The following is a 13,343-nucleotide window of genomic DNA, read 5'->3' on the forward strand; positions in this document are numbered from 1 at the left end:
TGGGCAAATGGTTTGAAGAACGATTTTCGGGCGTGATGTCGTTCGTCGGTATGCACCTTCGGTATTCGCTGCGATCACGGCTGAATCGCCGTCGCAACGTCTCGCAGGCCGCGCGCGGGCAACGTGCTGCTACGCCAGCGCCTGCGCCAGCCGGTCGATCAACGCCCGCACGCGCCGCGGCTGCGCGACGCTGCCCGGATAGACGATCTGCAGATCGACTTCACCCGGCGAGAAGTCGCGAAGGATCTCGACGAGTGCGCCCGACGCCAGATCCCGCTCGACGTCGACCAGCGACTTCAGCGCGATGCCGTGCCCCGCGATGCACCACGCGCGCACGAGCGCGCCGTCGTTGGCGACGCGCCGGCCGCGCACCACCACGCGCTTCAGGACGCCGTCGATGCTGAACGGCCATTCGGCGTACAGCTCCTGGCCGAAGCGCATCACGATGCAGTCGTGCGCGGCGAGTTCGTCCGGGTGCATTGGCGCGCCATGTGCGGCGAGATACGCGGGCGACGCGCATACCACGCGCCGCGCACGGCCGAGCGAACGGCTGCGCAACGAACTGTCCGCCAGCGTGCCGCGGCGGATCGCGAAATCGAGCCCCTGCCCGACGAGGTCGACATACCCGTCGCCGAGATGCAGGTCGACCGTCACGCCCGGATGGTCGGCCAGGAATGCGTCGACGACGGGCACGACGCGCTCGCGCCCGAGATCGGCCGGCGCACTGAGCCGTACCGGCCCCGACAGCGTCTGCACGCCCAGCCGCACCCGGCTTTCGAGCTCGTCGGCCTCGGCCAGCAGGCGTCGCGCGCCGTCCACCAGCGTGCGGCCCTCGTCGGTCAGGCTGATCGCGCGCGTCGTGCGCGTAAGCAGCGCCGCGCCGTAGTGACGCTCGAGCGCCGTCAGCCGCTCCGACACCGTGGCCGGCGACAGACCGACCTCGCGACCCGCCGCGGCCAGCCCGCCCTTCTCCACGATGCGCAGGAACAGCGCGAGGTTGTCGAGCAGCATTGTTCGCCCCTTCCGAAGGATATTTTCGCCGTCTCCTGGATTATCCGGGAATGGCGCAAACGGTACATTGATCGCCTGACGATCGATCCGCGGCCACGCCGCGCCCATACGACGAAAGGAAACGCACATGGAATACCGTACGCTCGGCCGCTCCGGCCTTCAGGTCCCCGCCCTGAGCTTCGGCGCCGGCACCTTCGGCGGCACCGGCCCGCTGTTCAGTGCATGGGGCAATACCGGCGTCGACGAAGCGCGCCGCCTGATCGACATCTGTCTCGAAGCCGGCGTTAACCTGTTCGACACGGCCGACGTGTATTCCGACGGCGCGTCCGAGCGCGTGCTCGGCGCCGCGCTCAAGGGGCGCCGCGACCAGGTGCTGATCTCGACCAAGACGGGCCTGCCCACCGGCGACGGCCCGAATGAGGCGGGCACGTCGCGCGCACGGCTGGTGCGCGCCGTCGACGACGCGCTGCGCCGCCTCGACACCGACTACATCGACCTGCTGCAACTGCATGCGTTCGACGCCGGCACGCCGGTCGAGGAAGTGATGTCGACGCTCGACGATCTCGTGCGCGCGGGCAAGCTGCGCTACATCGGCGTGTCGAATTTCGCCGGCTGGCAGATCATGAAGTCGCTCGCGGCGGCCGACCGGCATGGCTGGTCGCGCTACGTGGCGAACCAGGTGTACTACTCGCTCGTCGGCCGCGACTACGAATGGGACCTGATGCCGCTCGGCGCGGACCAGGGCCTCGGCGCGCTGGTGTGGAGCCCGCTCGGCTGGGGCCGGCTCACCGGCAAGATCCGGCGCAATGCGCCGCTGCCCGAAGGCAGCCGGCTGCATGAAACGGCCAGCTACGGGCCGCCGGTCGACGACGCGCGCCTGTACGACGTGGTCGATGCGCTCGATGCGATCGCGGAGGAAACCGGCAAGACGGTGCCGCAGATCGCATTGAACTGGCTGCTGCAGCGGCCGACCGTGTCGTCGGTGATCGTCGGCGCGCGCAACGAGGAACAGTTGCGGCAGAACCTCGGCGCGGTCGGCTGGACGCTGACCGATGCGCAGGTCGCGAAGCTGGACGCGGCGAGTGCGGTCGAAGCGCCGTATCCGTACTTTCCGTATCGCCGGCAGGCGGTGTTCGCGCGGCTCAATCCGCCGATGCGCGGGTAAGCCGTCGAGACCCGGGCATCAGGCCGGCACGCGTGCCGCGCCGAGCCGCACGACCTTGTCGGTCGGCCCGATGACCGAGCGCCGGTGCGTGATCGCGATCACCGTGACGTCGCGGGCCAGCAGCCGCACGTGCGCCATGATGTCGCGCTCGGTGGCTTCGTCGAGCGCGGAACTCGCCTCGTCGAGAAACAGCACGGTCGGATTGCCGTACAGCGCGCGGGCGATCGCGATGCGCTGGCGCTCGCCGCCGGACAGTTTCAGTCCGCGCTCGCCGACCGTCGTGCGGAACCCGTCCGGCAAGCCGTCGATGAACGGCAGGATCGCGGCCTTCGCGGCCGCGTCGCGCAGGCGCTGCGCATCGCGCGGGCGGCCGAGCAGGATGTTGTCCTCCAGGCTGTCGTTCAGCAGCACGATGTCCTGCGGCACGACGGCCACCGCGCCGTACCAGTCGGCGCGATCGATCGTCGCAAAATCAACGCCGTCGACCAGAATGCGACCATCGGTCGGCTCGATCGATTTCAGCGCCAGCTTGAAGACGGTCGACTTCCCCGCGCCGGTTTCGCCGACGACGAACGTGATGCCGCCGCGCTCGGCCACGAAATCGACGTCGCGCACGCCGCGCCCGTTGCCGTATGCATAGCCGACGCGCTCGAACACGATGCGCCCGTCGCGCGGCGCGAACGCCGACGCGTGCGACACCTGCCGCTCCTCGGGCGCCGTCCAGAGCGCGGTGAACGGCACGAGTGCGGCGCGGGAGCGCACACTCTCGTCGATCGAGCGCGCGAGCATGTCGAACGGCAGGTTCAGTTGCAGCAGCAGCGTGTTGAACAGCACGATGTCGCCGATCGACAGCGCGCCGGCCGCATGACGCGGCAACAGCAGCCAGAACGTGACCGAGAACTGGATCGCGAGGCCGAGCCCCAGCAGCGCGAGAAAGCCGACATGCTGCATCACGTACGCGCGCCAGTTATCGCGCTCGGCGCGCGCCTTCTCCGCGAAACGCTCGCTCATCCAGCGGTGGCTGCCGAAATGCCGGAGCGTCTCCATCGCGTTGATCGCGCCGCCGACGAACCGCGCATTGTCCTGCCCGGCCTCGATCGCGCGATCCAGGTACACCCGCGAGCGCCGCGCGGAAACGATCGCGATCGTCACCGCGATCGCGCCATACGCAGCGGTGATGGCCGCCACTTCGAGGTTGATCATTGCGCCCAGCGTGACGAGGGTGAAGACGATCTGGAGCGTGCCGGGGATCAAATCCATCAGCGCAAGCTGCACGAGCACCGCCAGCGCGCGGCTGCCGCGCGTATTCGCGCTCTGGATTTCGGTGGGATTGTGTTCGACGAAGAACGCCGTGGTTTTCTTCAGGACGCGCTCGAAAAAGCGCGTGCTGGTGATGAATCCCAGATTCCCGGACGTCATGAAGGCGAGGTACTGCACGACGCGTTGCAGCGCGCTGGACAGGCCCAGCAGCACTGCGTAGACCACGAAGCCCGCCATGAGCGCGTGCAGCGCGCCGCGATGCGACAGCGCGTCGATCAGGCGCGAGAACAGATACGGAGCGGCAACGGCGGTGGCACTCGACAGCACGACGACGGCCGCAACCGTCAATAACATCCAGCGATCGGCCTTCCAGTAGGCGCGCAGCACCTCGGTGATTGGATTCGGTGCGTGGTGTTCGTTCATGGCGCAATGGACCGGGGCGCGGCCCGGATGGCGACAGGCGGCCAAAAAGTCTAGCAGACTGAAAGAAAGCCCACCGCATCGTTCGGGCTGCACGACGGTAGCCGCATGCAGTTGCGCTGTGACATCAGAAAACGCGAGCACCGCGGCCCCCCATCGTGCCCCTGCCCTCTTGTCGTTGCGCCCCGCGACCGGTCTGGCCGGCAACGCTCTTCCCTCCTCGAAAGGCTCACGAACATGAACGTTGCCGATACCGGCCCGACCGTACGCGTGGTTGGGAGTAGACGACTACGATGAATGGCTGCCGCAGTGGGATCACAACCGCTTCTATAGCCGCTTCGACGCCACACGCGCTACCGCCGCACATCACGTAGCTCACGTGGTCGCGCTTCTTCGACGGCTACGAACCGGTGTACGCGCTGGTCGTGCAGCGTCACTGCAGGCCCGTCGGGTTCGCGCGTTCCCTGTATACGGCCGCAGCACGACGCACATCGGGCCGTCCTGCTATCTGCAGGATCTGTCCACGCTCGACAGCGAACACGGCAAAGGTGTCGGCCGCGCACTGATCGAAGCCGTGTACGACGCCGCGCGCCGGCATCGTGCCGAACGCGTGCACTGGCTGGCAGCCGCACGTGACGGATCACATAGCGCATCGACGACCCGCCACGTACACCCCGACCGTCGGGCGGACATGGCTTCACGACCCCGGGTAGCCCGCGGGATACAAATTCGTCCTTTCACCGGATTTTTGTATCCTCGGGGACACCATTTCGATGTGTCGGTTTTCGTTGCCATTAATGGGTCGTAACATTTCTCCTGACCGGCCATTCCCCTGCTCTGCAGCGTCAAACGTCGGCTATACATTCCCCGCACGTCCAACGAATCAAACGTCCTCGGCCTCCCCCGACGCCTGCCCCGTCCCCGATCGTTCCGTCGGCGTACCGTTGATCGCAGCCACGAGCGCCAGCACCCCGCGCCTTTCTCGCGGCTTCAGTTCTCGAAAGCCCGCGAGGAGCAGTTCTTCGTCGCCGGTTAGCGCCAAAGTTCCGGGGTCCGACGGGCGACCGGTCAGCAGATACTGAACGTCGACGCCAATCTCAGCAAGTCGGGTCAGATAGCTGGCATCCGGAATCCTCGAGCCCTGTTCATAGTTGGACTGAGCCTGTTTCCGAACACCTCCTGCCTCGCCGAATTCGGCCTGGTTCATTTGCAGGCGTCGTCGCTCCTGCTTCAAGCGAAGCGAAAAGGAATTCATTTGTGGATTTTCTGTTGACATGAACTCATTTGTTGACTATCGTTTGCATGTACTCAGTTGTGTCTCGGGATGGACAAGAGCACTGAGAAGCTCCGGCTCCTGCCTGCAGACGATCTCGATGCATCGGAGGACTCATGCCATTCACGTACGAAATCTGCGGCGCACTCCCGGTCGTCGGTAGCTTCCGACGCAATCACGCACAGCAGTTCGCGCAGAGCTTGGCCGCTTCCGCGACCGTCTACTGCGTCACCGATGCCGTCACGCATTCGGTCATGATCCGCCTTCGCGGTGCACTTACCGATCAAGAGGTCGCCTCCATTGAAGGTAAATTGAAAGAATTCTCCCGGAAGTGGGCCCGAACCGCCGCCGTATTCAGTCGCATACGGTTCGGGGAACAATCTCTCATGCCCCTCACGCCGGGCCGACAGGTCGAACAGTTGCAGGATCCGGCGAAAGAATACGTACGGCATCACGCGTCTACGCCGCCACATTCTGATACTCAAAACACTCAGGTACTGGGAGCTCCGCTCGGATGATCCGCCTAGCCTACCTAAAAGCTGAGATTCTCGACCCAATCGGGACATTGATTTCACCCCAACCTCTGGAGGTTCGCAATGGAAGAGCCCGCACCGTACAGCCTCTCAGGTGCACTGTCCGTCCAGGACGACTTGGACGATGAGCAACTCGATCGGGTATCCCGGCACCTGAGCGGTATCGCCAGCGTGTACGTGAAACACGACACCGTCGCGCATACCGTTTCGTTGTGCATCTCGGGTACGTTGATGCGTGACGATGCGCGTTACATCGAACAACGCATCGAACGCTTCGCCGAAGAGCATGCTCGTGCGGCCTCTATTCTACTTAGCGAGTGGAACGGCGTGACGAGCGAGCTTGTTGTCGGAATGAACTGGGACGCCCAGTGCCTCATCAAGCTGGCAGCGATCCAGGAACAACTTGGAAAGCTCCCGGAACGATATTTCGATTTTCTCTTGCGACTGGAACCCGCAGGTGCACCAGCGCGTGGCAAGCAGTTCTTGTCTGTTTCGATCGAGACCAGCGACGATCAGCAGGTTGTATAACGCAAGTTCAGCGTTGCGGACACGCTGCGAGTATAAGATGTCGAGGTGCGAAAGCACGGTGCCGACTCGCGCTCGTTCAGCATAGGTGCGCGCGATGAGTCGGTCACACATTCGAATTGAAAATCGCGCGAAGCATCCGCGTCGCCTATCAGTCGCACGCGCTCAACGCAATGGCCGAGCCTTGATCCACAGAAACAGCGGCACGCGCGCCCACTGCTTCAACTGATCCGTATCGGCATGATCGGGCGGCGGTTCGCGCAACGACACGATCGCGAACCCGGACGCTTCCAGCGCCTCCATGTACGCCTGCAGCGGCAGCGACCATCCTGCAAAATGCATCGACAGCCCGTCACGCGTTTCCATGCCGTCGAAATGCTCACGCCCGAAATAGCTGCCCGTCAGCACGAACGGCGCATCGGGCTGTGGCCCGGCAAAGGCGCCGCGATCGCGGAACGGATGCACGATCGAGATGAATAGCGTCCCATCCGGCTTCAGCACGCGGCGCGCCTCGTTCAGCGCGCGCGGCATGTCGTCGAGATCCATCAGCACGTTGTACGCCATCACGAGATCGAAGCTGGCCGCGTCGAACGGCAGCGCCGCCGCGTCGGCGAGTTGATAGCGATGCGCGGAATCCGCGTGGCGCGCCGCGTCGAGCATCGCGGGCACCGCGTCGCTCGCGGTCACGTCGTAACCGAGCGCCTTCAACTCACGGCTCACGCGGCCTTCGCCGCAGCCGACCTCCAGCGCGACGCCCGTGCCGCGACCGATGTAGGCCGCGAGCCCCGCGCGATATTTCCAGAACGCATCGTGGCCCGGCTTGCCGGCCCAGCCAATCCATTGGTCAGCGACCCGCGTCCAGTGTTCGGTAATGGCTTTCGTGCCGGTCATGCGTGCTCCCGATCGGTCTGCGTCGTTGGCCCAGGATGCGCATGGTAAGCCGAAGCGAATCGACGCGCGCTTGCATGCAAGCGGCATCCGATTTCCCTCGTGAGCAAGCTGGTTGTTTCGCTCAATCCCACGGATTCAGGATCGCGACACCGGTTTCAACGAAATCGGCAACGTTGCGCGTCACGACCGTCATGCCGTGCACGATCGCCGTGGCGGCAATGAGCGCGTCCCGCTCGGATCGCTGGTCCGGCACATGGAGCCGTGCGCATCGTTGCGCGACAGCAGTATCGACCGGTAACACGCGACCAGCGAACTCGGGCAGGACTTGCCCGTCAAGCCATGCCCTGAGCAGCGCGCCCTGCTCCGCATCTCCGCGCTCGATCTGCAAGACACCTGTCTCCAGCTCCATGATCGTGATCGCCGAGACAAACAGCACCGACGCATCGACGGTCGAACACCAGGCTGCCACGTTCCTGTCCGCCTTGCCCGCCCGCACTTTCCGGAGTTCCGAAACCACATTGGTATCGAGAACGAACATCATCAGAAATCGACCTCCTTGATCTTGACGTTCGCGCGCGGCGGGTCGAATTCGACGTCCTCGACACCTGGCATGGCGAGCGAGTCGGCAATGTTGCGCTGCTGCCGGGTGAGACGCTGGTATTCCTCGAAACTCAGCAACACGTGGGCAGGCCTGCCGCGGTCGGTGATAAACACGGGGCCGTCCTTTGTCGCCTTCTTTGCCTTGGTCACGTCCTGGTTGAGCTCACGACTCGAGAGTGTGGTGATGGTCACGATGAACTCCTGGAAACCATATATGTAGGTATGTTACTACAATATATGACTGCGTGTTATTCCTCACGCTGCGCGGCGGGTTCCTCGCGATACCTGTAGCAACGTCCTACAGTTACGAGAAACGCCCCGCACCGCCGCGCATCGCCCCCGCTCGACGATGCGCATCCGATTCCGAGGAAAGTCCATGCCGAGCATCCTGGCCCCCGCCAATCTCCCCGCGAGCCCCGTCGCGGCGGAAACGCGCATGGTGCACGATGTGGCGACGCTCAAGCTGTCCGACTACCGTTCGGCTGATGGTGCGTCGTGGGTCATCTCGACCATCACGCCGGCAGCGGACAGCGGAGCGAACGTCACCGGCACGACGTATTTCGACACCGCGAAAGGCCAGACCGTCCCGGTACCCGACGCGCGCCGCCGCTATGCGAATCGCGGCATGTGGCAGGTCGTCGCGAGTTCGAGCCCGGCAGTGCCCGCGACGGGCCGCTACGACTGGCTCACGCTCGCGTGGCTGCCGATCAACCGGCGGCCGCTGCCGCAAACGCCCGAGCATCTGTATTCGCCGTTCATTCGCGGCGGCACGATCGTCTATCGGTGGAATCCGTCCGCGGAAGGCGGCGAGCAGTTCGGCAACGTGCGGATGATCTTTCCGGAGTGGACGCAGCAGGTGGCCGATGCGTTGCGGTCCACGCCCGCCGCGGTGCAGGACCGCGCGTGGTCGGCCCCGCAACCGGCGCTCGACCGCCTGAAAGCCGACACGAACCCGATGACCGCCGTGCTCGACTTCGGCGATGCGCTGCGCGACGAACCGGTGGAACGGATCGTTGCAGGGCTGCCCGCGCTGCTGCGGGTGAAGGACCGGCATGAACTGTCGGCGATCGTGTTCCTGTGCCTGTCCGCGCCGCGCGCGGAAGACCGGCCGCGCTTCGTCGAAACGATCAACGCGTCGATCGCGGGCACCGACGACCGCGCCCGCCTGCTGGCGATCGCGTATGGCGCGTTCGCGGCGGGGCGGACGCAACCGGTTCCGTTCCGCGACGGCGCGCAGAGGGCGCTCATCGACGATGTATTCGGCGCACTGAAACAGCGCACGATGGCGCTCGGTGTGCCGGTCACGCAAGGCTCGCCGTGGTACGAGTTCTTTACGGCGTATCGGCTGGGTGAAGCGGTGTCGGGCAACGGCCAGTAATCGCCAGCCAGGAGACGCCGCCGCGCAAGCTATAGCGAATCTCCACCGCCGTTCATCACGCACTGCCCATTATTTCGACCATTCCTCGGTGCAATCGCGCCGCGTCGACCAAACACCGCATCGATTTTCGATCTATTCGACGATTTGAATGGAATCGCTCCGTGCTAGATTCCCGCTCGGCCACAGAGCCCATTCCAATAACCTCAATCAAAGACCAAATCATGAAATCTCTTATCCGCCATGCCGCTCTGGCATTCGTGACGATCGGCTTCCTATCGGGCTGCGCCAGCAGCGTGACGCGCGACGCCAGCGATACGGCCGGGGCCGCCGTGACCGCATCGACGACCCCATTCGGCAAGAAGCCCGTGATCGTGACGGTCACGCTCGACAATGCCGCGCAGGAAGCGTTGAAAGACAACCTGAAGTTCGACGCAAAGAAACTGCAGGAGAAAATCGAACATGCACTGGACGCACGCAAGCTGCTGGCCAAAGCGGATGCAACCGATGCGATGCACCTGAACGTCGAAGTCACCGGCATTCGCGTGCGCTCGAGTTTCTCGGCCGTCATGTTCGGCTTCATGGCCGGCAGCGATTACGTCGACGGCACCGTCACGTTCACCGATGCCGACAATCACCCGGTCGACCACTTCAAGGTGTCGGCGTCGTATGCGCTCGGCGGTATCGCCGGCATCGACAGCATGCGTATGGACTGGCTGTACGAGAAATTCACCGAGAAGACGCTCGCGACGCTCGATCCGACGACCGCCGCCACGCAAGGCGACGCGGCACCGGCAGCGTCGAGGAAGCTGTAAAGCCCGCCGCCCGACGGATCGCGGATGCGCGGCCCGTCGGGCCATGGCGGCAGACCCGGTGCTGCCATCAACGCACGGCCTCGCCGGTCGCGAACCGACCATCATGCGTCCTGCAATGCGCGAGTGAATGCCCTGTGCTCGCATCTGGCAGCGGTCCTATTCCGTTAAATCAGCCGATATGCATCGGAGTGCGGCCGCGCCCACCGACCGCCACAAGGCATTCACGCGCGCACGCATGACAACAAAAAAGCGGCCGCTCGCGAGCGGAGCGGCCGGCAAGGAGAGATCCCTAGGCGGGATACCGGTGGACACCACACCAAACCGGTCTGCGTATTGTTGATGAACGGTATGCCGTTGACCATCAGACTGGTCTGATTCGCTGCAAGCTTGCGTGAACATCACGCCCTCGTGAGCTGCCCGGGGCACCCATCGCGACCCGCAATACGCCGTTACGTTCTTCGACGGAACCCCCATACGCGACAACCGGTCGAAACGCCGCACGACCGTCGAAGGCTTGAGCACTGCGACGGCCCACCAGCTCTCCTGTCCCGCTCGATCACGTCCATTCTTCCTATTTCATGCTGAGTATCGGTCCCTTCTCGATCCGCGTCGCCGCGGTAGCCGTCGCCGCGCTGCTGGCGTGGCTCGTCGCGCGCGTCATCCAGCGCCGTCCGCCCGACGGGCATCACAAGAGCGCGTCGAGCCTGATCCTCGACGTGCTGCTGCTCGGGTTGATCGCCGCGCGCGTCGGTTATGTCGCTCAATGGTGGCCGGACTATGCGGCGTCGCCGCGCGCGATCGTCGCGCTCGGCGATGGCGGCTTCGACGCGCGCATCGGTATCGCGGCCGCGCTGGTGTTCGCCGGCTGGCGCTTGCGTCGCCTGCCGGCGCTGCGTCGGCCGGTACTGGCCGGCATCGTCGCCGGCCTCGGTGCGTGGGGCATCGCGCAAGGCACGCTGGCGACGCTGCAGCGCGGCGCGCCGCCGCTTGCCGCGATGCCGCTCCAGGCACTCGATTCAACGCCCGTGTTGCCGGCGGGCTTCGTCGGCAAGCCGGTGGTCGTGAACCTGTGGGCGACGTGGTGCGCGCCGTGCCGGCGCGAGATGCCGATCCTCGAACAGGCGCAGCGCGACCATCCGGGCATCACGGTGCTGATGCTCAACCAGGGAGAAAACGCGCACGCCGTGCGTGCGTTCCTCGAGCAGCAGAGCCTGCGTTTCGATCACGTGCTGCTCGATCCGTCGCTGCACGCGATGCATGCGTATGGCTCGCGTGGACTGCCGACCACGCTGTTCTTCAACGCGAAAGGTGAACTCGTCGAATCGCACATGGGCGAGCTGACCGCCGCGCGCCTGAAGGACGCCATCACGCAGCGCTTCGGGCAGTAATGCCCGGCGGCGGACCAGAGGCGACGCCGCTTCATCACTTCCGAGCTTCGAGCGCGACCCACCGGTACACGAAGACCGATCCGATAGGCCTCGTCGAAAGCGTCAGCGCGATCGTGTCCAACTCGCGCAACGGCCTGCACATCGGCTGGGAGACGGATGCCTTCGCCGTATCTGTATGTGGCACTCCGCCTGATGCCACCGCCGATGTGGAATCCGCCCACGCCGAAGGGCTCGACATGAAACCGCGTGACTTCGACGCCAGGCCAGAGCATGCGCGAAAGCAGATGCAGCGCTGCATGCGTGAACACTGACGGCGCCAGTCTACGTAGCGAACCGGTCAGGCCGACGGACGCCATCACGTTACCCAGTGCCCATCACCCGCGCTACCACAATCGCACGACGCCCGTGAACCAACGGCGTGTGCACACGAATCGCCGTTCGCGGCGGCATACGTCATGCGTGCAGAATCGCGCACCCGACACCCAAACACGGCTGACGGAAAGGCGATCAGTCTCGGTCAAATAGCGGATCCGGTTCGGGTGGCCTGCCATTAACACTGCGCTGTTTACCCGTGAAGCGGGCAATATACCTGGGCTCATTCGAGCGGTCACGATGTGAGCATGTGGTGGCCGGGTCGAGTCGGGTAGCGCCGGGCTCCAATTGCCTCGCCGGCATGTGCTGCACAAAATCCACAATAGCCATTGCCATGGTTCGGTCTTCAGGGACACCGGAATGGGCCAATGCTTGTGCGACCCCACGCCAGACTGCCAATGTTTCGATATGCGCATCCCATAACGCCTTTTCTGCCCGCACATCGAGCACCGATCGGTAAAAACGCGGGGCAACTCCACGAGACTGCATTCGTAACACGGCCTGCGTCGGAAAGCGTTGTGTCTCACCGCGAGCCAGCCTCGGCGTTGCGTTCGCATCGACCCCGTGTTCGCACAACTGGCGCGCAAACACCTCGCGCCATGTACGCAGATCCCGCTTGCGCGGATTCAGACACCGCCCGTCAGGACCACGCACCCGAACACACAAATGGACGTGCGGATGCGGTTGGTCATCGTGCTGTGCGAACACGTACAATCGTCCGTCGCCGAATATCTCGCGCGCGAACGCCCTTGACGCCTCTCGGACGGCCGCGCGGTCCGTGCCCGCGGGCATTGATAGCATCAAATTAAAGGTTTCCCGACGCCGGCTCTCTTCCGGCATCCCCCAACCACCCCACCGCCATTCGTCAAAAAGGTCCTGCAAGGCAGCCTCCCCGACCAATACGCGCGCGTCCTGGTCTTCCAGCTCGACATGACCATCGCGTGAAATATATTGCAAGTGTCGACGCACCGCACCCATGCCCTGTGCGCCTGACGCTTTGTTGGTAATCTTGACCATGACCTCGGGCGCGCGTCGAAGCGTCAAAGCCAGCCGTTCGCGTAGACGCCGCGCATCGCGCGGCAACGCCACGCCTGGCAGATGCGGGGCGCGCACATGCCGCAGCGGCTCGTGAAACAGTCGATCGCCCCAGTTGACGAGCAGCGCATCGACGTACTGTCTGGGAAACGGCATATCAACGGCTCCATCGGTCCAGGTTGGTTTGCAGCAACTGTGCGACAAAACGCAGATGTGTAAGGATCATGGCGCGCGCGTGCTCCCACTCGGGCACGTGGTGGCCCTCGCCCGTGTTGCGCGCGAGCTCACCCAGCCGCGTACGAATCGCAGCAAGCTGCCGATTCGATTCCGCAAGCAGCATCATCTCCCGATTTCCCAGTTGCGGTTCTCCGGTCAGATGGGCGCGAATTAACGCAGCAATCCATCGATTGGCGGTGAACCCCTGCACATGTGCCAGCCCTTTGATACATTCCAACTCGGCCGGCATCAGACCCACGCCGATCCGTACAAACGGCTCGCTCGGCGTCGAAAGTATTGCGGCCGTGTCCGGCGGGTCATGGGCAATGTCCAGTGCTTCGGCCACGAGCCGCCTGATGCCCTCACCGGCGCTCACCCCGTTCTGCGCACATCGTGCCTGCCACAAAGGCTTTAGCGCACCCAGTTCGACCGCAATGCGCGCTCGGTTTCGCGATCCCATGTTC

The 13,343-nt window shown here is 64.5% G+C and carries 15 protein-coding genes and 1 pseudogene; 8 read left to right on the plus strand and 8 right to left on the minus strand.

Going from position 1 to position 13,343, the window contains the following annotated elements; genetic code table 11:
- Positions 1 to 129: 129 nt before the first annotated feature.
- Positions 130 to 1,011 carry a LysR family transcriptional regulator gene (locus tag AP428_RS25370; protein ID WP_011548451.1) on the minus strand — a complete coding sequence of 294 codons (882 nt, stop codon included), beginning with the start codon at positions 1,009 to 1,011 and terminating at the stop codon, positions 130 to 132.
- 127 nt (positions 1,012 to 1,138) lie between these two features.
- On the opposite strand from AP428_RS25370, the gene AP428_RS25375 reads away from it, so the two are divergent.
- Positions 1,139 to 2,176: an aldo/keto reductase gene (locus tag AP428_RS25375; protein ID WP_011548452.1), complete on the plus strand. Its 1,038-nt coding sequence runs from the start codon at positions 1,139 to 1,141 to the stop codon at positions 2,174 to 2,176.
- 18 nt (positions 2,177 to 2,194) lie between these two features.
- On the opposite strand, the gene AP428_RS25380 is transcribed toward AP428_RS25375, so the two are convergent.
- Entirely contained in the window at positions 2,195 to 3,859 is a 1,665-nt protein-coding gene (locus tag AP428_RS25380) for an ABC transporter ATP-binding protein (RefSeq protein WP_011548453.1), read from the minus strand.
- 234 nt (positions 3,860 to 4,093) lie between these two features.
- On the opposite strand from AP428_RS25380, the pseudogene AP428_RS35835 reads away from it, so the two are divergent.
- Positions 4,094 to 4,475, plus strand: a pseudogene (locus tag AP428_RS35835) (GNAT family N-acetyltransferase); the annotation flags it as partial.
- Between the two features lie 264 nt (positions 4,476 to 4,739).
- Here AP428_RS35835 and AP428_RS25385 read toward each other — a convergent pair.
- Entirely contained in the window at positions 4,740 to 5,111 is a 372-nt protein-coding gene (locus AP428_RS25385; protein WP_011548455.1) for a helix-turn-helix domain-containing protein, read from the minus strand.
- A 134-nt stretch (positions 5,112 to 5,245) separates the two neighbouring features.
- Between AP428_RS25385 and AP428_RS35840 the strand changes: the two genes are divergently transcribed.
- Both AP428_RS35840 and AP428_RS25390 read left to right on the plus strand, forming a co-directional pair.
- The gene (locus tag AP428_RS35840) at positions 5,246 to 5,647 is read left to right on the plus strand and encodes a hypothetical protein (RefSeq protein WP_011548456.1); all 402 of its coding nucleotides are present in this window, start codon (positions 5,246 to 5,248) and stop codon (positions 5,645 to 5,647) included.
- 78 nt (positions 5,648 to 5,725) lie between these two features.
- Positions 5,726 to 6,190 (plus strand): hypothetical protein, encoded by a 465-nt coding sequence (locus AP428_RS25390; protein WP_011548457.1) that lies wholly within the window; start codon positions 5,726 to 5,728, stop codon positions 6,188 to 6,190.
- Between the two features lie 162 nt (positions 6,191 to 6,352).
- Here AP428_RS25390 and AP428_RS25395 read toward each other — a convergent pair whose 3' ends face one another.
- From AP428_RS25395 to AP428_RS25405, 3 genes are all read right to left on the minus strand, one after another.
- On the minus strand, positions 6,353 to 7,078 hold the full coding sequence (locus tag AP428_RS25395; RefSeq protein WP_041489426.1) for a class I SAM-dependent methyltransferase: 726 nt from the start codon (positions 7,076 to 7,078) through the stop codon (positions 6,353 to 6,355).
- A gap of 121 nt (positions 7,079 to 7,199) precedes the next feature.
- Entirely contained in the window at positions 7,200 to 7,619 is a 420-nt protein-coding gene (locus tag AP428_RS25400) for a type II toxin-antitoxin system VapC family toxin (protein ID WP_011548459.1), read from the minus strand.
- Positions 7,619 to 7,870 carry a type II toxin-antitoxin system Phd/YefM family antitoxin gene (locus AP428_RS25405; RefSeq protein WP_011548460.1) on the minus strand — a complete coding sequence of 84 codons (252 nt, stop codon included), beginning with the start codon at positions 7,868 to 7,870 and terminating at the stop codon, positions 7,619 to 7,621. The genes AP428_RS25400 and AP428_RS25405 overlap by 1 nt, the downstream gene beginning before the upstream one ends.
- Positions 7,871 to 8,054: 184 nt before the next feature.
- Here AP428_RS25405 and AP428_RS25410 point away from each other — a divergent pair, with 184 nt between their 5' ends.
- The 4 genes from AP428_RS25410 (at position 8,055) to AP428_RS37495 (ending at position 11,567) form a co-directional block, all read left to right on the plus strand.
- On the plus strand, positions 8,055 to 9,056 hold the full coding sequence (locus AP428_RS25410) for a hypothetical protein (RefSeq protein ID WP_011548461.1): 1,002 nt from the start codon (positions 8,055 to 8,057) through the stop codon (positions 9,054 to 9,056).
- 221 nt (positions 9,057 to 9,277) lie between these two features.
- Positions 9,278 to 9,868, plus strand: a complete 591-nt coding sequence (locus AP428_RS25415; RefSeq protein WP_011548462.1) for a DUF4410 domain-containing protein — start codon at positions 9,278 to 9,280, stop codon at positions 9,866 to 9,868.
- A 578-nt stretch (positions 9,869 to 10,446) separates the two neighbouring features.
- Positions 10,447 to 11,256 (plus strand): TlpA disulfide reductase family protein, encoded by an 810-nt coding sequence (locus tag AP428_RS25420; RefSeq protein WP_011548463.1) that lies wholly within the window; start codon positions 10,447 to 10,449, stop codon positions 11,254 to 11,256.
- A gap of 113 nt (positions 11,257 to 11,369) precedes the next feature.
- On the plus strand, positions 11,370 to 11,567 hold the full coding sequence (locus AP428_RS37495) for a hypothetical protein (RefSeq protein ID WP_226292390.1): 198 nt from the start codon (positions 11,370 to 11,372) through the stop codon (positions 11,565 to 11,567).
- A 196-nt stretch (positions 11,568 to 11,763) separates the two neighbouring features.
- Here AP428_RS37495 and AP428_RS35845 read toward each other — a convergent pair whose 3' ends face one another.
- Together AP428_RS35845 and AP428_RS25435 are read right to left on the minus strand one after the other, a co-directional pair.
- Positions 11,764 to 12,819, minus strand: a complete 1,056-nt coding sequence (locus tag AP428_RS35845) for a relaxase/mobilization nuclease domain-containing protein (RefSeq protein ID WP_082409420.1) — start codon at positions 12,817 to 12,819, stop codon at positions 11,764 to 11,766.
- 1 nt (position 12,820) lies between these two features.
- Positions 12,821 to 13,255: a hypothetical protein gene (locus tag AP428_RS25435; protein WP_226292391.1), complete on the minus strand. Its 435-nt coding sequence runs from the start codon at positions 13,253 to 13,255 to the stop codon at positions 12,821 to 12,823.
- Between the last annotated feature and the right edge of the window lie 88 nt (positions 13,256 to 13,343).

Source organism: Burkholderia sp. E168m22 (genome assembly GCF_001319805.1).
GTDB lineage: Bacteria > Pseudomonadota > Gammaproteobacteria > Burkholderiales > Burkholderiaceae > Burkholderia > Burkholderia orbicola.